At 73.3% G+C, this 20,482-nt stretch carries 16 protein-coding genes; 11 read left to right on the forward strand and 5 right to left on the reverse strand.

Annotation, left to right across the window (positions count from 1 at the left end):
- Positions 1–4 precede the first annotated feature (4 nt).
- On the reverse strand, positions 5–679 hold the full coding sequence (locus ACFU9E_RS05670; protein ID WP_380685411.1) for a hypothetical protein: 675 nt from the start codon (positions 677–679) through the stop codon (positions 5–7).
- Between the two features lie 390 nt (positions 680–1,069).
- Here ACFU9E_RS05670 and purN point away from each other — a divergent pair, with 390 nt between their 5' ends.
- Together purN and purH are read left to right on the forward strand one after the other, a co-directional pair.
- Positions 1,070–1,729: a phosphoribosylglycinamide formyltransferase gene (gene purN, locus ACFU9E_RS05675; RefSeq protein ID WP_380685413.1), complete on the forward strand. Its 660-nt coding sequence runs from the start codon at positions 1,070–1,072 to the stop codon at positions 1,727–1,729.
- Entirely contained in the window at positions 1,726–3,306 is a 1,581-nt protein-coding gene (purH, locus tag ACFU9E_RS05680) for a bifunctional phosphoribosylaminoimidazolecarboxamide formyltransferase/IMP cyclohydrolase (RefSeq protein WP_380685415.1), read from the forward strand. Before purN ends, purH begins: the two co-directional genes overlap by 4 nt.
- An 80-nt stretch (positions 3,307–3,386) precedes the next feature.
- On the opposite strand, the gene ACFU9E_RS05685 is transcribed toward purH, so the two are convergent.
- On the reverse strand, positions 3,387–4,142 hold the full coding sequence (locus ACFU9E_RS05685; RefSeq protein WP_380685417.1) for an RDD family protein: 756 nt from the start codon (positions 4,140–4,142) through the stop codon (positions 3,387–3,389).
- Between the two features lie 595 nt (positions 4,143–4,737).
- On the opposite strand from ACFU9E_RS05685, the gene ACFU9E_RS05690 reads away from it, so the two are divergent.
- The 6 genes from ACFU9E_RS05690 to ACFU9E_RS05715 all read left to right on the forward strand — a co-directional run bounded on the left by ACFU9E_RS05690 (position 4,738) and on the right by ACFU9E_RS05715 (position 10,277).
- Entirely contained in the window at positions 4,738–5,592 is an 855-nt protein-coding gene (locus ACFU9E_RS05690; protein ID WP_355358548.1) for a bifunctional methylenetetrahydrofolate dehydrogenase/methenyltetrahydrofolate cyclohydrolase, read from the forward strand.
- A 43-nt stretch (positions 5,593–5,635) separates the two neighbouring features.
- Positions 5,636–6,055 (forward strand): DUF3017 domain-containing protein, encoded by a 420-nt coding sequence (locus tag ACFU9E_RS05695; RefSeq protein ID WP_380685419.1) that lies wholly within the window; start codon positions 5,636–5,638, stop codon positions 6,053–6,055.
- A gap of 203 nt (positions 6,056–6,258) precedes the next feature.
- Complete coding sequence (locus ACFU9E_RS05700) at positions 6,259–7,251, forward strand: malate dehydrogenase (RefSeq protein WP_380687462.1); 993 nt, start codon at positions 6,259–6,261, stop codon at positions 7,249–7,251.
- An 81-nt stretch (positions 7,252–7,332) separates the two neighbouring features.
- Positions 7,333–8,658 (forward strand): hemolysin family protein, encoded by a 1,326-nt coding sequence (locus ACFU9E_RS05705; RefSeq protein ID WP_380687464.1) that lies wholly within the window; start codon positions 7,333–7,335, stop codon positions 8,656–8,658.
- Positions 8,659–8,688: 30 nt separating this feature from the next.
- Positions 8,689–9,729: a tryptophan--tRNA ligase gene (gene trpS / locus ACFU9E_RS05710; RefSeq protein WP_380687466.1), complete on the forward strand. Its 1,041-nt coding sequence runs from the start codon at positions 8,689–8,691 to the stop codon at positions 9,727–9,729.
- A 56-nt stretch (positions 9,730–9,785) separates the two neighbouring features.
- Positions 9,786–10,277: a 2'-5' RNA ligase family protein gene (locus ACFU9E_RS05715; protein ID WP_355358563.1), complete on the forward strand. Its 492-nt coding sequence runs from the start codon at positions 9,786–9,788 to the stop codon at positions 10,275–10,277.
- Here ACFU9E_RS05715 and ACFU9E_RS05720 read toward each other — a convergent pair.
- A complete protein-coding gene (locus ACFU9E_RS05720; RefSeq protein ID WP_380687468.1) occupies positions 10,265–12,802 on the reverse strand; it encodes a CDP-glycerol glycerophosphotransferase family protein in 2,538 nt (845 codons plus the stop codon). The genes ACFU9E_RS05715 and ACFU9E_RS05720 overlap by 13 nt on opposite strands.
- A 200-nt stretch (positions 12,803–13,002) precedes the next feature.
- Positions 13,003–16,578 carry a CDP-glycerol glycerophosphotransferase family protein gene (locus tag ACFU9E_RS05725; protein WP_380687119.1) on the reverse strand — a complete coding sequence of 1,192 codons (3,576 nt, stop codon included), beginning with the start codon at positions 16,576–16,578 and terminating at the stop codon, positions 13,003–13,005.
- 150 nt (positions 16,579–16,728) lie between these two features.
- Between ACFU9E_RS05725 and ACFU9E_RS05730 the strand changes: the two genes are divergently transcribed.
- Both ACFU9E_RS05730 and ACFU9E_RS05735 read left to right on the forward strand, forming a co-directional pair.
- Positions 16,729–17,727, forward strand: coding sequence for a glycosyltransferase family 2 protein (locus ACFU9E_RS05730; RefSeq protein ID WP_380687121.1), 999 nt, complete (start codon positions 16,729–16,731; stop codon positions 17,725–17,727).
- Between the two features lie 77 nt (positions 17,728–17,804).
- A complete protein-coding gene (locus ACFU9E_RS05735; protein ID WP_380687124.1) occupies positions 17,805–18,785 on the forward strand; it encodes a YihY/virulence factor BrkB family protein in 981 nt (326 codons plus the stop codon).
- A 24-nt stretch (positions 18,786–18,809) separates the two neighbouring features.
- Here ACFU9E_RS05735 and ACFU9E_RS05740 read toward each other — a convergent pair whose 3' ends face one another.
- Complete coding sequence (locus ACFU9E_RS05740; protein ID WP_380687126.1) at positions 18,810–20,018, reverse strand: D-alanyl-D-alanine carboxypeptidase family protein; 1,209 nt, start codon at positions 20,016–20,018, stop codon at positions 18,810–18,812.
- 148 nt (positions 20,019–20,166) lie between these two features.
- Between ACFU9E_RS05740 and ACFU9E_RS05745 the strand changes: the two genes are divergently transcribed.
- Positions 20,167–20,424 carry an SCO4848 family membrane protein gene (locus ACFU9E_RS05745; protein WP_380714788.1) on the forward strand — a complete coding sequence of 86 codons (258 nt, stop codon included), beginning with the start codon at positions 20,167–20,169 and terminating at the stop codon, positions 20,422–20,424.
- Positions 20,425–20,482: the final 58 nt, after the last annotated feature.

A 20,482-nucleotide genomic window follows, 5' to 3' on the forward strand; every position in this document is an offset into this window, starting at 1 on the left:
GGACCTACTCGCGCTGCTTGGTGATGTCCACGTACCACTGCGGCGCGAGCCGCTCGCAGCCGTCGGCGGCGCTGGCGGTCAGGGAGTCCCGCACGCAGGTGACGTAGTCGTTGTAGCGCAGGGCCAGGCCGAGGACGGAGGAGACGAAGACCACCGTCACGGCACCGGTGAGGATGCCCGCCAGGGCGGCCGGGGTGAGCGGGTTCGGGGCGACGGGCCCGGCGGCGGTCACCGCGCCACCGGTCGGGGCGCCGGTCGGGGCACCGGCCGAGGGGTCGGTGGGAGCCGGCTTGGGGGTGCGCATCGCGGAGACGCCCCAGGCGATGGCGAGCGCGCCGAGGAACAGGGCGACGTAGTGGAGCGTGGCGAACGCGCAGACCAGCGCGCCCATGCCGGCCAGCGCGGCGTTGCGGGCCTTGCGCTGGGCGGGGTCGCTCGGGTCGAGCCGGGGCGGCTGCGGCGCGGGCGGGCGGGGGTGCCAGCCGCCGCCCTGGTAGCCGGGGCTCCACGGGTGCGGCGGGGGGACGAGCGGGCGCTCGTCCGGATCGCCGTCCTGGCCCTCGGGGCGCTCGGAGCCCCCGGCGGAGTGGGGAGCGCGTGGCCGCCACGGCTGGTCGGGGGCATCCGCCGGCGGCGGCGCGAAGGGGTTGCGCTCGCCGGTGTCGTCACCGCTGCTCATGGTTCAGCCATTCCTTCTCGGTCGGTGGGGCGGGTGCCCGCGCCACCCTATGATCCCGCAGGCCCCGGTGGGGGCTCCGGTCGCGTCCCGGATAACCGGTCGCGGGTGTCGCACCGCGGCCCGGTCGGGGTCCGGCGGGGACGGTGGGGACGGTGGGGACGACCCGGCGAGATCCCCGTCTCAGCTACGCGCGTAGCCCTCGACGGTGTTTCGGGGGCCGTCCGACCAGCCGTTATGGTGGTGACGGTCAGCAGCTCCCACGGGTTCCCCGGGCGCCCGCGTCGCGGCGGGTTCTCCAGGAGTTCCCCCTCGCTCGACCTGCCGTTCGTAGTGGCCCCACCGCCGGTGGAAGTACCAGCGCACGGCGCCCGACCTACGGAGAATCGCGCAGTGGCCGCCGCCCCCGCTCAGCTCTTCCCGCCCCGCACGCCCGGACCGGCCCGCCTGGTGGTGCTGGTCTCCGGCTCCGGCACCAACCTCCAGGCACTGCTCGACGCCGCCGCCGACCCCGCGTACGGCGTGGAGATCCTGGCCGTCGGCGCGGACCGCGACGGCATCGCCGGCCTGGAGCGCGCCGAGCGCGCCGGTGTGCCGGTGTTCGTGCACCGGGTGAAGGACCACCCGGACCGGGCGGAGTGGGACCGCGCGCTGACCGCCTCCGTGGCCGGGTACCGGCCGGACCTGGTCGTCACGGCCGGCTTCATGAAGATCCTCGGCCCCGAGTTCATCGCGGCCTTCGCCGGACGGATCGTCAACACCCACCCCGCGCTGCTGCCCTCCTTCCCCGGCGCCCACGGCGTCACCGACGCGCTGGCGTACGGGGTGCGGGTCACCGGCTGCACCGTCCACCTCGTCGACGCCGGCGTCGACACCGGGCCGATCATCGCGCAGGGCGTCGTGGAGGTCCTCGACGCCGATCACGCCGATGGCGGCGAGGCGCTGCACGAGCGCATCAAGACAGTCGAGCGCAAGCTGCTCGTCGACGTCGTGGGCCGGCTGGCCCGCGAGGGTCACCGCATCGAGGACCGAAAGGTATGGATTCCGGCATGAGCGCCGCCCCCACCACCACTCCCGTCTCCGAGAACGTCCGGCCGATCCGGCGCGCCCTGATCAGCGTGTACGACAAGACCGGTCTGGAGGAGCTGGCCCAGGGCCTGCACGCCGCCGGGGTCGCGATCGTCTCCACCGGTTCCACCGCCGGCCGGATCGCCGCCGCGGGCGTCCCGGTGACCGAGGTCTCCGAGCTGACCGGCTTCCCCGAGTGCCTGGACGGGCGCGTCAAGACGCTGCACCCCCGCGTGCACGCCGGCGTGCTCGCCGACCTGCGCCTGGAGTCGCACCGCGCGCAGCTGGCCGAGCTGGGCGTCGAGCCCTTCGACCTGGTCGTGGTGAACCTCTACCCGTTCAAGGCCACCGTCGCCTCCGGCGCCACCCCGGACGAGTGCGTCGAGCAGATCGACATCGGCGGCCCGAGCATGGTCCGCGCCGCTGCCAAGAACCACCCCTCGGTGGCCGTCGTGGTCGACCCGGCCCGCTACCAGGACGTGCTCGCCGCCGCCCAGGCCGGCGGCTTCGACCTGCTGACCCGCAAGCGGCTCGCCGCCCAGGCCTTCGCGCACACCGCCGCCTACGACGTCGCGGTGGCCAACTGGTTCGAGGAGTCCGGCTACACCGAGACCGAGGACGCCTTCCCGGCCTTCCTCGGCTCCGCCTTCGAGCGCCAGAACGTGCTGCGCTACGGCGAGAACCCGCACCAGGGCGCCGCGCTGTACACCGACGGCAGTGGCGGCCTGGCCGGTGCGCGGCAGCTGCACGGCAAGGAGATGTCGTACAACAACTACGTCGACACCGACGCCGCCCGCCGCGCCGCCTACGACCACGCCGGCCCGGCCGTCGCGATCATCAAGCACGCCAACCCGTGCGGCATCGCGACCGGCGCCGACGTCGCCGAGGCGCACCGCAAGGCGCACGAGTGCGACCCGGTCTCCGCGTACGGCGGCGTGATCGCCGTCAACCGCCCGGTCACCGTGGCGCTGGCGGAGCAGATCGCCCCGATCTTCACCGAGGTCGTGGTGGCCCCCGGTTACGAGGACGGCGCCGTCGAGGTGCTGGCCCGCAAGAAGAACCTGCGGGTGCTGCTCGCCCCCGAGGCGCCGGCCAACCGCCAGGAGGTGCGCCCGATCTCCGGCGGCGTGCTGCTCCAGGACGCCGACCGGGTGCACGCCGAGGGCGACGACCCGGCGACCTGGACGCTGGCGACCGGTGAGGCGCTGTCCGAGGCCGAGCTGGCCGAGCTGGCCTTCGCCTGGCGGGCCTGCCGGGCCGTCAAGTCCAACGCGATCCTGCTGGCCAAGGACGGTGCCTCGGTGGGCGTCGGCATGGGCCAGGTCAACCGGGTCGACTCCTGCAAGCTCGCGGTCGAGCGGGCCGGCGAGCGGGCCAAGGGCGCGTACGCGGCCTCCGACGCCTTCTTCCCGTTCGCCGACGGCCCGGCGATCCTGATCGCCGCCGGGGTCCGGGCGATCGTCCAGCCGGGCGGCTCGATCCGCGACGAAGAGGTGATCGCGGCCGCCGCCGAGGCCGGGGTGACCATGTACTTCACCGGCACCCGTCACTTCTTCCACTGATCGACCGACGGAACGCCGGAACGACCGAGCGGCCCGGCTCCCTCCACCGAGGGGGCCGGGCCGCTCCGTCGTGCGCGGTGTTACTTCTTGATCACCAGGGTGCCGGCGGCACGGTCGTGCCAGCCCTGCAGCTTCCCGGAGTTGTCGAAGAACGGCGACAGGTAGACCAGCACCGCGCCGATGTAGCAGAGGAACCCGCCGACGACCGGGATGATGAAGCGGATGAAGCCGCCGCCCAGGCCCGGGGTCCGGCCGGTGTTCTCCTTGACCACGCGCAGGCCCATGGCCATCTTGCCGAGGGTGGCGCCGACGAAGGAGACCATCAGCCACTCGTAGAGCAGGTTGAACAGCGACAGCACGACGATCATGATCAGCATGGTGCCGACGAGGCCGGCCGCGGCGTCGTTCTGCTGCTGGATGCAGTCGTCGTAGCTGACGGTCCCGTAGGAGTACGTGCTGCAGTCCTCGGTGTCCTTGACGATGCCGAGCGAGCCGGCCAGGCCGAGCGCCATGACCAGGGCGATGACCGCGCCGACCGCCAGGAAGTCGATCAGCCGGGCCACGAAGCGCTGGCCCATGGAGGCTATCTTCACCGTGCCGAGCTGGGCGATGTTGATGTAGCCGTTGTTCGCCTGGATGGTGCCCGGCATCGGCTGGTACCCGTACGCCTGCTGCTGCGGCGGCACGCCGTAGGCCGGCGGCTGCTGCTGCGGGTAGCCGTACCCGGCGGCCGGCGGGGCCTGCTGCGGGTAGCCGTACCCGGGCTGCGGCTGCGGGGGCTGCTGCGGCTGCTGGGGCTGGTTGTACGGGTTGTTGGGGTCGGGCGGATAGCTCATCGATGCCTCCGGGCAGATGGGGACAAGTGGGGACGGGACAGCGGAGGACCCGGAACGGACCGGCGGGTCGGGTGGCCGGTCGGACGGGACGTTAGCGGAGCGCACTGACACCGGGGGCGTGCGGGACCGGGCGTGCGCTCCCGCTCAGGGCCGTGGGAAGCGGGCGAACGGGAGCCTGGACGGCCTGCCGGTGAGGGGCGTGCCGCGGCGGCGGTCGGTCGTCGGCGCGGTGCGGTCTGGTCGGCTCACTTCGTTCTTCCCCCGGGTACGCCCCCGCCGGGTCTGTCCGTCGGCCCGTCACCGGGCCGGATGCGGCGGGGAATGCCCGCATATCGTCGACCGGGCGGCCGGGCCCTGTCCAGCCGGGCTCGCGTGTGGGGCCGGACTGTGGCGCAACCGCAATACGACCCGAACGTTCCGTACCCGTTCGTCCACCTCCCGTACTGCTCCGCCACCGCCCGGGCGCCGTCCCCGCCCCGGTCCCGCCGCCGTCCCGCCCCGGTCCGGCGGCCGTCCCGGGGCCGTCCCGCCGCCGGCTCCCCCCGGTCCGGGACCGGTGGCACGGACGCTTGCCCGGATCCGGGAGAATGGGGTCATGACTGCCCAGATTCTCGATGGCAAGGCCACCGCGGCCGCGATCAAGTCCGAACTCGCCGCCCGCGTGGCGGCCCTCCAGGCGAAGGGCGTCGTGCCCGGCCTCGGCACCGTCCTGGTCGGCGACGACCCGGGCAGCCGCTGGTACGTCAACGGCAAGCACCGGGACTGCGCCGAGATCGGCATCGCCTCGATCCAGCGCGAGCTGCCCGCCACCGCCACCCAGGAGGACGTCGAGAACGTCGTCCGCGAGCTCAACGCCGACCCGACCTGCACCGGCTACATCGTCCAGCTGCCGCTGCCCAAGGGCCTCGACCAGAACCCGGTCCTGGAGCTGATGGACCCGGACAAGGACGCGGACGGCCTGCACCCGACCTCGCTCGGCCGCCTCGCGCTGGGCATCGACGGCCCGCTGCCCTGCACCCCGCTCGGCATCGTCGAGCTGCTGCGCCGCCACGACGTGCCGATCGACGGCGCCGAGGTGGTCGTGGTCGGCCGCGGCGTCACCGTCGGCCGCTCGATCGGGCTGCTGCTCACCCGCCGCAGCGAGAACGCCACCGTCACGCTCTGCCACACCGGCACCCGTGACCTCGCCCACCACCTGCGCCAGGCCGACATCATCGTGGCCGCCGCCGGTGTGCCGCACCTGGTCAAGCCGGAGGACGTCAAGCCGGGCGCGGCCGTGCTGGACGTCGGCGTCAGCCGCAGCGAGGGCAAGATCGTCGGCGACGTCCACCCGGGCGTGGCCGAGGTGGCCGGCTGGATCTCCCCGAACCCCGGCGGCGTCGGCCCGATGACCCGCGCCATGCTGCTGAACAACATCGTGGTGGCGGCCGAGCGCCGCGCCGGCATCTGACCCGCCCCGACCGACGAACGACGATCCCGAAGGACGGGAAGCCATGACCGAACCGCGGCGGACCCGGCGCAGGCCGGTCAAGACCACCGGCACGCTGCCCCCCGAGGGCTCGGCGGCGGCGCTCGGGCGCGACCACGCGCTGCCGGTCCGGCAGTGGCCGATAACGCTGGTCCTGCTGGTGGTCGGCGCCGGTCTCGCGGTCACCTGGTTCGCCGACTTCCAGGACGGCTTCAAGTACGGGCTGCTGATCATCGGCGGCGGGGTGCTGCTCGGCGCGGTGCTGCGGCTGGTGCTGCCGGAGGTCGGCATGCTGGCGGTGCGCAGCCGGTTCACCGATGTGATCGTGCTGACCTTCCTCGGCGTGTCGATCGTGCTGCTGACCCTGATGGCCCAGCCCAACCCGTGGGTGGAGTTCCCGGTGCTGGACAACATCGGCCAGCTGATCGGGCGTCCCCGGCGGTAGTCCGGCCGGTCGTGCACGGCCCCCGCCCGGAACCCGGGCGGGGGCCGTCATCGTCTGTGACCAACCAGTCACGACCTCGCCCGAGGCGTACGCTTCCCTTTGCGATACCCTGACGCCGGTTCTCTCGATGTCGAGAGACCGTCCGCGGCTCCGGCGCGCCGAACGTGCCTGGGGCACCTGGCGATCTGCTGGAGAAGGTAGAAATGACCCGCACCCCCGTCAACGTCACCATCACCGGAGCCGCCGGCCAGATCGGCTACGCGCTGCTCTTCCGCATCGCCTCGGGCCACCTGCTCGGCGCCGACGTCCCGGTGAACCTGCGCCTCCTGGAGATCCCGCAGGGCCTCAAGGCCGCCGAGGGCACCGCCATGGAGCTCGTCGACTGCGCGTTCCCGCTGCTGCGCGACATCACCATCACCGACCAGCCGAACGTGGCCTTCGACGGCGCCAACGTCGCGCTGCTGGTCGGCGCCCGTCCGCGCACCGCCGGCATGGAGCGCGGCGACCTGCTGCAGGCCAACGGCGGCATCTTCGGCCCGCAGGGCAAGGCCATCAACGCCCACGCCGCGGACGACATCAAGGTCCTGGTCGTCGGCAACCCGGCCAACACCAACGCCCTGATCGCCCAGCGCAACGCCCCGGACGTGCCGGCCGAGCGCTTCACCGCGATGACCCGTCTGGACCACAACCGCGCCGTCGGCCAGCTCTCGGCCAAGACCGGCGCCCTGGTCTCCGACATCAAGCGCGTCACCATCTGGGGCAACCACTCCGCCACCCAGTACCCGGACATCTTCCAGGCCGAGGTCGCCGGCAAGCCGGCCTTCGAGGCCGTCGGCAGCGACCTGGCCTGGCTGGAGAGCGACTTCATCCCGACCGTCGCCAAGCGCGGCGCCGCCATCATCGACGCCCGCGGCGCCTCCTCGGCCGCCTCGGCCGCCAACGCCGCCATCGACCACGTCCACACCTGGGTCAACGGCACCGCCGAGGGCGACTGGACCTCCATGGGTGTCGTCTCCGACGGCTCCTACGGCGTCCCGGCCGGCCTGATCTCCTCCTTCCCGGTCACCACCAAGGACGGCGAGTTCGAGATCGTCCAGGGCCTGGAGATCTCCGACTTCTCGCGCACCCGCATCGACGCCTCGGTCAAGGAGCTGACCGAGGAGCGCGACGCGGTCCAGGAGCTCGGCCTCATCTGAGCCGCCGCGCCCCAGCGCCCCACGACGGCCCGTCGTCCCCTTCCCGGGGGACGGCGGGCCGTCGCCCTACACTGACCCGCTGTGAACGAAACCATCGAGGATGCCGCACTCGTCCTCGTCTTCATCGTCCTGGGCGGCCTGTTCAACGTCGCCGAGATCTCGCTGATCTCGCTGCGCGAGGGCCAGATCCGGACGCTGGAGGCACGCGGCACCCGGCGGGCGGCCCGGGCCGCGCACCTCGCGGCCGACCCGAACCGCTTCCTGGCGGCCGTCCAGGTCGGCGTCACCTGCATGGGCTTCCTCTCCGCCGCCTTCGGCGCCGACACGCTGGCCGGCAAGGTCGCCCCGCTGTTCGTGCGGGCCGGGCTCTCCGAGGGCGTCGCCGACGCCACCGCCCTGGTCGGCCTCACCCTGGTGATCAGCTACGTCTCCCTGGTGCTCGGCGAGCTCACCCCCAAGCGGATCGGTCTCCAGCGGGCCGACGCCATCGCCGTGCTGGCCGCCCCGGTGGTCGACGTCATGTCGGTGGCGCTGCGCCCGGCGATCTGGCTGCTCGGCCGTTCCACCGATCTGATGGTCCGGTTGCTCGGCGGCGACCCGAGCGCCGGGCGCGGCTCGATGAGCTCCGAGGAGCTCCGCGGCCTGGTCGCCGCCAACACCGAACTCGGCAGCGACCAGCGGACGTTGATCGCCGACGTGTTCGCCGCCGGGGAGCGCCAGCTGCGCGAGGTGATGGTCCCGCGCACCGAGGTGACCTTCCTGGACGCCGAGCGCCCGCTCGCCGAGGTCCGCGCCCAGGCGGACTCCTCGCCGCACTCCCGCTACCCCGTGATCGAGGGCAGCTACGACGCGGTGACCGGCTTCGTGCACGTCCGCGACCTGTACGGCGCGCGCGGCGAACGGGCCGCCAAGGTCCGCGACCTGGCCCGCCCGGTCAAGCTGCTGCCCGGCACCAAGCAGGTGCTGGAGGCGATGGGCGAGATGCGCCGCGAGGGCCACCACCTGGCGATCGTGGTCGACGAGTACGGCGGCACCGCCGGCATCGTCACCCTGGAGGACCTGGTGGAGGAGGTGATCGGCGAGATCCGCGACGAGTACGACACGCCCGAGCCCGCCCCCACCCGGCGGCTGGCCGGCGGCGGCGTGGAGCTCGACGGCCTGCTCAACCTGGGGGACTTCGCCGAGGAGACCGGCGTCACCCTCCCCGAGGGCCCGTACGAGACGGTGGCCGGCTGCCTGGTCGCCGCGCTCGGCCGGCTGCCCGTCGACGGCGACCGGGTGCGGATCCCGGCCGGCCCGGGCCTGGAGGTGCTGCTGACGGTGGCCAAGCTGGAGGGCCGGCGGATCGCCCGGGTCGGGGTGAGTGCCGTCACACTGGCCGGGCCGCCGGGGGCGGAGGTTTCCTGACCGGTCGGTGGAACTGGAACAATGGCCCGCATGGTCAACGCAGCGGTCACTGGTCCGGTCAAGGACCGTCCCCGGGTGCTCTCCGGCATCCAGCCCACCTCCGGTTCGTTCCACCTCGGCAACTACCTGGGCGCGGTGCGCCAGTGGGTCGACCTGCAGAAGGAGAACGACGCCTTCTACATGGTCGTCGACCTGCACGCGATCACCATCGAGCAGGATCCGGCGACGCTGCGCCAGAACACCCGGGTCTCCGCCGCGCAGCTGCTCGGCGCGGGCCTGGAGCCGGAGCACTGCACCCTGTTCGTCCAGTCGCACGTGCCCGAGCACGCGCAGCTGGGCTGGGTGATGAACTGCCTCACCGGCTTCGGCGAGGCCTCCCGGATGACCCAGTTCAAGGACAAGTCGGCCAAGCAGGGCACCGCCGGGACCTCGGTGGGCCTGTTCACCTACCCGATCCTCCAGGTCGCCGACATCCTGCTGTACCAGGCGGACGCCGTTCCGGTCGGCGAGGACCAGCGCCAGCACGTGGAGCTCACCCGCGACCTCGCGGAGCGCTTCAACACCCGCTACAGCCCGACCTTCACGGTCCCCAGGCCGTACATCCTCAAGGAGACGGCCAAGATCCAGGACCTCCAGGACCCGGCCATCAAGATGAGCAAGTCCGCGTCCTCCGCCAAGGGCCTGGTGAGCCTGCTCGACGACCCGAAGGCCAGCGCCAAGAAGTTCAAGAGCGCCGTCACCGACACCGGCACCGTGGTCTCCTACGACGAGGAGGAGAAGGCCGGCGTCTCCAACCTGCTGCGGATCCACTCCGCCCTGAGCGGGCAGTCGGTCGAGCAGCTGGTGGCGCACTTCGAGGGCAAGATGTACGGGGCCCTGAAGACCGAGCTGGCCGACCTGTTCACCGAGTGGGTGACGCCGTTCCAGGAGCGCACCCGGGGCTTCCTGGACGACCCGGCCGAGCTGGACCGCGTGCTCGCGCTGGGCGCCGAGAAGGCCCGCGCGGTGGCGTCCGAGACGCTGGCCCAGGTGTACGACCGGATCGGCTTCCTCCCGGCCGCCAAGCGGTGACTGTGCCGACGAGCCTGCCCGGTGGTGAGGGTCTCCCGGAGACCCTCACCATCGGCGTGTCCGTCAGCGTCCCGGATCCGTACGGAGCGGCGATCCAGGACGCCCGGGCCGGGCACGGCGATCCGCTGGCCCGGTCGATACCCACGCACGTCACGCTGCTGCCGCCCACCGAGGTGCCGGCCGAGGCGCTGCCGAAGATCGAGGAGCACCTGGCGGCGGTGGCGGCCGCGCACCGGCCGTTCCGGATGGTGCTGCGCGGCAGCGGCAGCTTCCGCCCGGTCTCCCCGGTGGTGTTCGTCCGGGTCGAGGAGGGCGAGCGGGAGTGCCGGCTGCTGGAGGCGGACATCCGCTCCGGCCCGCTGGCCCGGGAGCTGGCCTTCCCGTACCACCCGCACGTGACGGTGGCGCACGGGCTGTCGGACGACGTGCTGGACCAGGCCCACGAGCAGGCCCGGTCCTTCCACGCAGCCTTCCCGGTGCCCGGGTTCGGCCTCTCCCGGTTCGACGCGGACGAGGTCTGGCGCCCCTGGCGGACCTACGGCTTCTGACCGGCGCGCCCGGCCGGGCCGCCGAGTTCGAGCATCCGGTCGACCACCCGGCGGGCGGCGGCGCCGTCGTCCAGCGCGTTGTGCACGTCCTGGAAGCGCCGGTAGCGCTCGGCGAACCCGGCGGGCACCGTGCCCCCGGTGTCGGCGAGTTCGCGCAGCGCGTCGACCAGCGCCGCCGAGTCGTCGACCAGCGGGCCGGGCGCCTGCGCCTCGAAGTCGAAGGCGAAGCCGCGCAGGCTGTCCCGGTAGTGCGCCAGGTCGTAGGTGAAGAAGAGCACCGGGCGGCCGGTGATGGCGAAGTCGAACAGGATCGACGAGTAGTCGGTCACCAGGACGTCGGTGATCAGCAGCAGCTCCTGCACGTCCGGGTAGTCGGCGCAGTCGACGGCGAAGCCGTCCCCGGTGCCGGTCAGCGGCTCGCGGACGTGCGCGTGCGGCCGCAGCAGCAGGACGTGGTCCTCGCCGAGCGCGCGCCGGGCGCGGTCGAGGTCGATCCGCAGGTCGAGCTGGAAGCCGTCGCCGTCGGGGCGCGGCCGGTCCTCGCGCCAGGTCGGCGCGTAGAGCACCACCCGCCGGCCCTCGGGGATGCCGAGCCGGCGGCGGACGGCGGCCGCCCGCCCGGGGTCGGGGCGGGCCAGCACGTCGTTGCGCGGGTAGCCGGACTCCAGGATCTCGCCCCGGTAGCGGAAGGCCCGGCGCAGGATCGGGGTGGCGAAGGGGCTGGGGGAGAGCAGCAGGCTCCAGTGCGGGGTCTCCCGGTCGAGGGCGGCGAGGTAGCCGTGGTCGGCGAGCCAGGGGTTGTCGACGTCGTGGGCGATCCGCTTGAGCAGGGCGCCGTGCCAGGTCTGGACGACGACCTGGCCGGGGCGGCGCTGCAGGAAGTCCGGGAAGTGGGTGTTGCCGACCAGGTAGCGGCTGGTGGCCAGCGCCCGGTACCACTCGGGGCTCCAGACCCGGACCGCGCGGACCCCGGGCGGCAGCTCGGCCTGCGCGTCGTCGACCACCCACAGGTGCTCCAACGGCGTGCGGCGGCGGGCGAGTTCGGCGTGCACGGCGCGCGGTGAGTCGGCGTAGCCGCGGCCGCCGAACACGTCGTACAGCACGGCCTCGCGCAGCGGTTCGCGGCGGGCCGCGGGGTAGCCGGCGGTGCGCTGGCGGGCCTGCGTCCAGGCGCTGCGCTCGGCGGCGCTGAGCACGGGCGTGGAGTCCAGGAACAGGGTGTCGTGCCAGCGGCGCTCCAGCACGATCCGCTTGCCGCCGGCCTGGGTGGCGGCGGGCAGCGCGGCCAGGGCGGCGGGCGCGACGGTCAGCGGGCGGGCCGGGCCCGGCCCGTCGGCCGGGTGCAGCGCGGCCTCCCACAGGCCCTTGCGCAGCGGCAGCGGGGTGCCGTCGGAGCCGGTGCGGGTGGCGGGCAGCCGGACGGTGAACCGCGCGTCGGGGCCGAGCTCGACCGGGTGGCGGACCTCGGTACCGCTGCCGCTGTGCCGCAGCACGAGGTGGAGCGGGCCGGGCGCGGGGCAGCGGCCGGCGAGTTCGAAGCCGCCGGCCCGCGGGGCGAGCCGGTCGACCCAGCCGGCGGCGGGCCGCACGCACAGCTGGAGCCGGCCGTCGGCGAGGTGCTTGAGGTGCAGCGCCCGGTCCTCGGCGCCGGGCATCGGGTGCTGGCCGGAGACCGGCCCGCCGCGTTCGTCCAGGACGAGCGCTTCGACGGCGCCGTCGGGGTCGACCAGGTCGACGTCCCAGTGCTCCAGTTCGTCGGTGCCGCGTCCGTCGGCGGTGAACAGCGCGTACGGCAGGTGCGCGGTGACGGTGCGTCCGGTGCGGGTGGCGGGCTCGGTGAGGACGGTGCCGCTCTCGCGGTGGCGCAGCCGCAGCACGTTGCGGGCCTGGCCGGGGTCGGCGGTGGTGAGGTGCAGGCCGATCCCGTCGGGGGCGGGCAGGGCGCGGTCGAGGCGGACGGCGGGGCGTTCGAGGCGCAGGACGAGCAGGCCGTCGGCGAAGTGCGGCTGGAGGCGGACGTCGTGGTCCACCCAGCGGGCGGGCGGGTACTCGCCGGAGCCGCACCAGTGCGGGGCGAGACCGCCGTACTGGCGGCGCAGCCGGGTGGGGCGGCCGAGGGTGAACAGGGTGGTCTCGACGCTCCAGTCGCCGAGCAGCCAGCCGTCGGCGCCGCGCAGCCGGCGCGGTTCGACGAGGGCGGTGAAGCCGGCCCAGTCGTGGTTGTGCTCGGGCTGGGCGCTGTCGTCGGTGATCTCGGGGAGCCGACGCGGCCGGGTGGGGACGTGGACCGGCTCGTGGTGGTGGCCGAGGCGCAGGGTGAGCCAGCTCCAGGCGGAACCGGGGTGGGCGGTGGGCCGGTCGTCGGGGCGGGCGAACCCGGTGAGTTCGAGGCCGCGGCCGGTCCAGCGGGCGCGCAGCAGTCCGAAGGCGGCGTTCTCCTCCTCGCTCGGCAGCGGGGCGCCGAAGCGGGGGTCGCCGAAGCGCGGCGCGGCGTGCGGGAGGACGAACCGGGTGAGGACAGCCATTTCCACGGACCTTTCTCGGCGAGAATTTCCATCTCACCCGGAAACGGATCCGAGGTCAATTTGAGAATGTCGTTTTAATTAGCTGTTGAGTTCCATTCGGAGACGCCAGTTCGAAATTCCGGAATTGCCGGCCGGAAAACGCCGGAGGCGCCCGGCGCGGTGTTCGCGTCGGGCGCCTCCGGTACCGGCGGTCGGGCCGGTCAGGCCTCGCGGCTCAGCATGGCGTCCACGGCCCGGGCGGCGGCGCGGCCGTCGTCCAGGTCGCAGTACTTCGCGCGGAACGCCGCGTACTTCTCGGCGTACTCGGTGCTGATCTCGTCCACCCGGCCGAGCGCCGCGACCACGTCCTCGGAAGTGGCCAGCAGCGGGCCGGGCGCCTCCGCCTCGAAGTCCAGCGAGAAACCGCGCAGGTTGTCGCGGTAGTGCGCCAGGTCGTAGGTGAAGAACAGCACCGGCTTGCCGGTCGCGGCGAAGTCGAACGTCGACGCCGCGTAGTCGGTCACCAGCACGTCGGCGACCAGCAGCAGCTCCGCCATGTCCGGGTAGCTGCTGACGTCCCAGAGGTAGCCGTTGCCGGCGCCGGGGATCTGCTCACGGACGTTGGAGTGCCGGCGGACCAGCAGCACCTGGTCGTCGGCCAGCGCGGCCCGCGCGGCGTCCAGGTCCAGCTGGAGGTTCAGCTGGTAGCCGCCGTAGTGGCGGCGTCGGTCCTCGCGCCAGGTCGGCGCGTACAGCACGATCTTCTTGCCCTCGGGCAGGCCGAGCCGCTCGCGCACCCGCTCCGCGGTCTTCTCCCGGTCGGCGGAGAAGAACAGGTCGTTGCGCGGCAGGCCGCTCTCCAGGATCTCGCCCTTGAAGTCGAAGGCGCGGCGCAGCACCGGGGCCGCCCAGGTGCTGCCGGCCAGCAGGATGCTCCAGTTCGGAACCTCCTTGGCGAGGCCCTTCAGGTAGTGCGCGTCGGTGAACCAGACCTTCTCGAAGTCGTGGCCGACCTGCTTCAGCGGTGAGCCGTGCCAGGTCTGCAGCACGATCTGGCCGGGCCGGCGGACGAAGAAGTCCGGCAGGTGCGCGCTGGTGACGACGTACTTGGCGGTGGCCAGCGCCTCGAACCACTCCGGGCTCCAGAGCCGGACGGAGCCCGCCGACTGCGGCAGGTCCGCCTGCAGGTCGTCGGTGCCCCACAGGTGCTCCAGCGGCAGGCCGCGGCGCACCAGCTCCTCGTGGATCGCCCGCGGCGAGTCCGCGTAGAGACCGCCGAGCGCGACGTTGTAGAGCACGGTGTCGCGCAGCGGCAGCCGGCGGGCGGCCGGGTAGTCGACCGTGCGCAGCTGGCGCTGGCGCCAGCCGCTGCGCTCCTCCGGAAGCAGTATGTTCTCCGACTCCAGCTGCAGGCCGTCGTGGTGGCGGCGCTCCAGCACGATCCGCTTGCCGCGGGCCTCCACCTCCAGCGGCAGCGAGTTCCAGCACTCGGGCGCGATCAGCGCGTAGGAGGCCATGTCGGGGTGGAAGGTGGCACCGACCGGGCGGAACGAGATGTTCCAACCACCCTGGGCCAGCGGCACGTTGCCCGCGAAGGACGCGGTCGGCACGGCCGGCAGCGCGGTGCGGAAGCGGCCGTCGGCGATCTCCACCGGGTAGATGTGCTGCTCCTCGCCCCAGTGGTGGCGGACCACCAGCTCCCAGCGGTGGGTGCCGGGCAGCGGGAAGGTGCCGCTGAGCAGGAAGCCGTCCGCGCCGCGCGCGGTGACCTCGTGCACTATCGGCTGCAGCAGCTGGTCCAGGAACTGCAGGTAGCCGCCGGGGGAGGGCTTGCTGTAGAGGGCGCGGCGCTGCTCGGGCTCGGCGTCCGCGTTGAGCACCAGGTTGAGCTGCTTCGGCGCGTTGCGGTCGTCCCAGGAGAGCGGCACGGCGGTGCCGTCGGCCAGCACCAGGTGGGCGTCCCAGCGGTCGCGGGCGCGCTCCTCGGCGATCGGGTCCAGCTCGGCCCAGCTCTCGCGGACCTCGGTCAGCTCGGGGATCGCGAAGGAGGCGCGGAACGGCTGCAGGCCGCCGACCTGGGTGCCCGCGGACACCGGGAAGAACAGCTCGCGCTCGGACTCGACGTGGGTGAGCCGCATCCGGGCCCCGGCCAGCCGGACGCCGGAGCGGGCAGCGCCGGCGACCTCGACGGTGTCGTCCTGCGCGGTGATCCCGGTCACCCGGACCCGCACGTTCTCCACCCGCAGGTAGACGCTGCCGTCGCGGACGAACGGCACGATCCGCACGTCCGGCTCGACCCAGTGCGAGGGCTGGTAGAGCGCCGTGTCGGCCCAGCCGGCCCAGATCCGGCCCTTGTAGACGCCGCCCTTGCCCGCGCCGGCGACCAGGACGCGCCAGTTGCCGTCCTTCCACTGGCCGCGGTGCTTGAGCTTCTCCGGGTCGACGGAGACGGTGAAGCCGGCCCAGTCGCAGTTGTAGAGGTCGTGGTGGTTGGTGGCGGTGGCCTCGGGGCTGTACTGGGTCTTCATCGGCACGGCGATGACCCGGCGGCCCTTGGCCTCGCGCAGCACCAGGGTGCGGACCATGTCGTGCTTGTTGGCCGCGCCCAGCTGCTCCGGGTACGCGTGGCCGGTCAGCTGCAGCCGGCCGCCCTCCCAGTGCGCGTCGTAGAGCCGGCTGCGGATGACGGTGGAGTTGCGCAGGCTGAGCAGGCCCGACGGCACGCTCTTGCGGCCGCCGCGCAGGAACGGGTAGTCGGCGTACGGGCGCAGCAGGCCCTTGGCGATGACGCCGCCGTTGCTCTCGCCCTCGTACTTGATCTGCTCGACGAACTCGTCGATCCGGCCCTGCAGGGTCAGGTGGTACTTCAGGCGCAGCGGCGCGCGCAGCTTCTTGACCTGCTCCGGGCCGATCGCGCGCAGCAGCCGGCTGACGCACCGGATGTAGGCGTCCCGGTACTCCTTGTCGCCGTCCACGACGGACCAGAAGAACATCGGGATCTCCTCGACGAGGGTGTTCTCGTCGTAGGACTTCAGGTACTCGGCGAAGCGCGGCTCGGTCTGCTTCTTCAGCCAGCCGCGGACCAGCTCGACCGAGGTGACGCGGTCGATCAGGCCCTTCGGGTTGGTGCGCATCTGGGTGATCGACATCTCGCCGACCTCGCGCTCGCGCCAGTGGTAGATCGGCTCGGAGAGCACGTCCACGCTCTTGGCGAGGTAGTGGTGCGGCACGCTGACCGGGGCGTCCTCGTACAGGATGCCCTCGGGGTAGAGGATGCCGGCCGCGTCGAAGAAGGAGCGGCGGTACACCTTGTTCCACGCGGTGCGGTCGGTGACCAGCGAGGGGATCTCGGTGATGTGCGTCTTGAGCACGGTCTTGGCGAACGGACGGCTGTGGCCGCCGGACTGGTAGTAGCCGATCGCGCGGAACCGCAGCACGTTGCCGGTGGCGAAGTCCGAGCCGGTCTCGTCCAGCGTGTTGATCATCAGCTCGTACGCGCTGGGCGGCATCGAGTCGTCGCTGTCGACGAAGCAGAGGAACTCGGCGTCCGGGTCGATGTGCCGGATGCCGGTGTTGCGGGCCGCGCCGAGGCCCTTGTTGACCTGGCGGACCAGCCGGAACCGGGAGTCCTTGGCGGCGTACGCCTCGGCGAGCGCGGCACTGGTGTCCTTCGAACCGTCGTCGACCATGACGCACTCGAAGTCCGTGAACGTCTGGGCGGCGATCGAGTCGAGGCACTCCACGAGGTAGCGCTCGACGTTGTAGATCGGGACGACGATGGAGAGGCGGGGAGCCATCGGCTACGCAGGCCTTTCTCGGGAAGGAGCGTGGCAGCCCGGTTCGGGGTCTGACCGCACTTTGATCGGTGCGTACGTGCCCGTCGATCCTACCGTCCGGCCCGCGGACCCCCGGGGCCCTGGGTCGAACGCCCCCACTACCCTGGGGCCATGCCCCGCTTCAGTGTGATCGTCCCGGTTTACAAGGTCGAGGAGTACCTCCCCGAGTGCCTCGCCTCGGTGCTCGGCCAGGACGGCCCGGGCTTCGAGCTGATCGCGGTGGACGACCGCTCCCCGGACGGCTGCGGGGCCCTGCTCGACGAGGCCGCCGCCCGCGACCCCCGGGTGCGGGTGCTGCACCTGCCGGAGAACGTCGGCCTCGGCCGGGCCCGCAACGCCGGCCTGGAGGTCGCCACCGGCGACTACGTGCTCTTCCTGGACAGCGACGACACCCTGACCCCCGGTCTGCTCAAGGCGGTGCACGACCGGCTCGCGTCCGGCGGCGACCCGGACGTCCTGGTCTACGACTACGCCCGCACCTACGCCGACGGCCGGGTCGTCCGGGCCGCCTCCGCCAAGGTCTTCGGCGCCCCCTCCCGGGACGTCTTCGACCTCGCAGACCGCCCCGAGCTGCTCGAACTGCTCCAGGTGGTCTGGAACAAGGCCTACCGCCGCGACTTCGTCACCGCCCAGGGCCTGACCTTCCCGGCCGGCTACTACGAGGACACCCCCTGGACCTACCCGGCGCTGCTCGCGGCCCGGAGCATCACCCTGCTCGACCGGGTCGGCGTGCACTACCGCCAGCGCCAGGAGGGCGGCAACATCCTGGCCACCGCGAGCCGCAAGCACTTCGACGTCTTCGGCCAGTACGACCTGGTCTTCGCGTTCCTGGACGGCCGCCCCGACCTGGACCGCTGGCGCCCGGTGGTCTACGGCCGGATGCTGCACCACCTCAACACCGTGGTCTCCCGCCCGGGCCGGGTCCCGCCCGGCGACCGTCGGGAGTTCTTCCGCCGCGCCGCCGAGCACTGCGCCCGGCTGCGCCCGGCCGGCTACCGCGCGCCCGGCGGGGTGGCCGGGCTGCGCACCGAACTGCTCGGCCACGGCCGGTACACCGCGTACCAGGCGGTCCGGGCGCTGGGCCGGGCCCGGCGGATGGTCCGCGGCTGAGGCCCGGACGGGCCGGGACCCGGACGGGCGGCCGAGCCTGACGCCCGTTCGGGGGAACATCCGGGTATAACCGGACGGTGGACTTCCTGACCCGCCTTCCGGTGATCGGCCCGCTCGTCGCCCGGGTGCTGCGCAGCCGCCCGTACCGCGCCTACGACCACTTCACGGAGCTGCGCGGCAACCGGCTGGCCGGCGCGGTCACCTTCTTCGGTTTCCTCGCCCTCTTCCCGCTGCTCACGGTCGCGCTGGCGATCGCCGTCGCGACCCTCAGCGACAGCCGGGTGGAGGACCTCCAGCACCGCATCTCCGACCAGCTGCCCGGCATCTCGGACGCGCTCAACCTGCCCTCGCTGGTGGCCAACGCCGGGGCGGTCGGCCTGGTCAGCGGGGTGCTGCTGGTGCTGTCCGGGCTCGGCTGGGTGGACACCATGCGGACCTCGATCCGGGACCTGTGGCAGCTGCCCGCCGAGGAGGGCAACCCGCTGCTGCGCAAGGCCTGGGACTTCGTGGTGCTCGGCGGTCTGGGCCTGGTCTCGCTGGTCTCGCTCGGCGCCTCGGCGGCCGGCACCACGCTGGCGGGCCGGATCGCCGACTGGATCGGCCTGGGCGCCGGCGGCTACCTGCTCACCGCGGCCGGGCTGCTGATCGCGGTGGCCTCGGACATGCTGCTCTTCGCCTACCTGCTGGCGCCGTTCCCGCGGATCGGCCACCAGCGCCGCCGGGACGTCCTGCAGGCCGCGCTGATCGGCGCCGTCGGCTTCGAGTTGCTGAAGATCCTGCTCTCCTCGTACCTCGGCTCGGTCGCCGGGCGGAGCCTCTACGGCGCCTTCGGCGTGCCGGTGGCGCTGCTGCTCTGGATCAACTTCGTCTGCCGGCTGCTGATGTTCTGCGTGGCCTGGACCGCCACCGCGGACCCGGCGGCCGCCCGCGAGCGGGTCCGGGAGCGCGCCCGGGCGATGGTCGAGGCCGCCGACGAGGAGGCCGCCGGGGCGGGCACCGGCGGGTCGGCGGGCGGGCCGGCCCGGGACACGGCCCGGGCCCGGCCCCGGGAGGACTGAGACCGGGCCGGACGCGCCGGTGGATCAGCCGCCGACGGCGCGCCGCCGGAACAGCAGCAGGACGCCCCCGCCACCGGCCGCCAGGGCCAGCCCGACGGCGACCCAGCCGGCCGCGCCGAGCCCCTCGCCCCCGTCCACCCGCGCGGTCGCCGCCGCGGCCGGGGCGGAGTCGCTCGGCGTGGGGTGCGGCGGCGGGGCGGGCGCCCCGGCCGCGCCACCGGCCTGACCGGTCGGCGTCGGCGCGACGGACTCGCCCTCCTCGACCAGCTTCCCGACCGGGGTGACCTTGCCGGCCGCCGCGAAGCCCCAGTCCAGCAGGGCGGCCGTCTCGTCGTAGACCTTCTGGTAGCTGGAGGGGTGCATGACCGTCACCAGCAGGGTGCGCCCGCCGCGTTCGGCGGCGCCGACGAAGGTGGAGCCGGCGTTGGTGGTGAAACCGTTCTTCACCCCGATCAGCCCCGGGTACTTGCCGAGCAGCCGGTCGGTGTTGGCGATGCCGAAGCTGCCGCGCTGGCCGGTGTTCTTGTCCACCGCGCCCGGGAACATCGCGTCGCGGGTCGCGCAGTACGCCCGGAAGTCCGGGTTGCGCAGCCCCGCCCGGGCGAACAGCGTGAGGTCGTACGCCGAGGAGACCTGGCCGTCCGAGTCGTAGCCGTCCGGCGAGACCACGCGGGTGTCCCGGGCCTGCAGCGCCTCGGCCCGCGCCTGCATCTCGGCGACGGTCCGCTGCACCCCGCCGTTCATGTGCGCGAGCACGTGCACCGCGTCGTTCCCCGAGCTCAGGAACACCCCGCGCCAGAGGTCCTCGACCTTGTACTCCAGGTCCTCCTTGATGCCGACCAGGCTGCTGCCCGGCCCGATCCCCTGGATCTCCGCGTCCTCCACCTTGTGCACCGCGTTGCGGTCGAACTTGGGCAGCACGGTGTCGGCGAAGAGGATCTTCAGGGTGGACGCGGGAGCGAGGCGCAGATGCGGGTTGCTGGTCGCCAGGACCTCCCCCGAGGCGGCGTCGGCGACGATCCAGGACTGCCCCGTGAGGTCCCCGGGCAGCGCGGGGGCACCGGGCAGCGGGTTCACCTGGACCCCCGGGAGCCCCAGTCGATCCCCGCCGACCGCGACCGGCGGGGGCGGCGGCTCACCGGGGGCCGCGACGGCCGCCGGGGCGGCGATCAGGAGCGGGAGTGCCGCGACGGGCGCGGCGAGCAGGCGTGCGAGCTTCGAGCGAGTGGGCACCACCAGACGGTACCCAGTCCGGGCCCCCGCCGTCCGCCCCCTTGCCCCTCCGGACCGCAAGGAGGCCCCCACCGTACGCCGAACGGACGCCGAGCATACTGGGAGGGCACACCGTCTTCACCTCCCCGCCGCACCGAGGACCACCCCCATGAAGCTCAGCCGTCGCACCTCCTGGTTCCTGACCGCCTTCGGCGTCTGGTCGATGATCATCTGGACCACCTTCGTCAAGAACCTCTGGAAGGACTCCGGCGGCCAGGCCTTCACCAACGGCGACCACTCCCAGCCCACCGCCTTCTTCTGGGTCCACCTGCTGCTCGCCGTCACCTCCTTCGTCCTCGGCATCGCCGTCGGCGCCGTCGGTGTCCGCGGCCTGCGCGCCGGCCGGCGCGAAACCGCCGCCGGCTGACCCGCGGGCCCGGCCTCCCGCGCCGGGCCGGGCAGCGCGAAGGCCCCCGTCCGGCGCG

The organism is Kitasatospora sp. NPDC057595, assembly GCF_042800875.1.
Lineage (GTDB): Bacteria > Actinomycetota > Actinomycetes > Streptomycetales > Streptomycetaceae > Kitasatospora.

What these genes read in the sequence shown, in the direction of transcription:
- ACFU9E_RS05670 (WP_380685411.1), bottom strand. Translation starts at nt 679, where the DNA reads ATGAGCAGCGGTGACGACACCGGCGAGCGCAACCCCTTCGCGCCGCCG.
- purH (WP_380685415.1), top strand. Translation starts at nt 1,726, where the DNA reads ATGAGCGCCGCCCCCACCACCACTCCCGTCTCCGAGAACGTCCGGCCG.
- ACFU9E_RS05685 (WP_380685417.1), bottom strand. Translation starts at nt 4,142, where the DNA reads ATGAGCTATCCGCCCGACCCCAACAACCCGTACAACCAGCCCCAGCAG.
- ACFU9E_RS05690 (WP_355358548.1), top strand. Translation starts at nt 4,738, where the DNA reads ATGACTGCCCAGATTCTCGATGGCAAGGCCACCGCGGCCGCGATCAAG.
- ACFU9E_RS05695 (WP_380685419.1), top strand. Translation starts at nt 5,636, where the DNA reads ATGACCGAACCGCGGCGGACCCGGCGCAGGCCGGTCAAGACCACCGGC.
- ACFU9E_RS05700 (WP_380687462.1), top strand. Translation starts at nt 6,259, where the DNA reads ATGACCCGCACCCCCGTCAACGTCACCATCACCGGAGCCGCCGGCCAG.
- trpS (WP_380687466.1), top strand. Translation starts at nt 8,689, where the DNA reads ATGGTCAACGCAGCGGTCACTGGTCCGGTCAAGGACCGTCCCCGGGTG.
- ACFU9E_RS05720 (WP_380687468.1), bottom strand. Translation starts at nt 12,802, where the DNA reads ATGGCTGTCCTCACCCGGTTCGTCCTCCCGCACGCCGCGCCGCGCTTC.
- ACFU9E_RS05725 (WP_380687119.1), bottom strand. Translation starts at nt 16,578, where the DNA reads ATGGCTCCCCGCCTCTCCATCGTCGTCCCGATCTACAACGTCGAGCGC.
- ACFU9E_RS05730 (WP_380687121.1), top strand. Translation starts at nt 16,729, where the DNA reads ATGCCCCGCTTCAGTGTGATCGTCCCGGTTTACAAGGTCGAGGAGTAC.
- ACFU9E_RS05745 (WP_380714788.1), top strand. Translation starts at nt 20,167, where the DNA reads ATGAAGCTCAGCCGTCGCACCTCCTGGTTCCTGACCGCCTTCGGCGTC.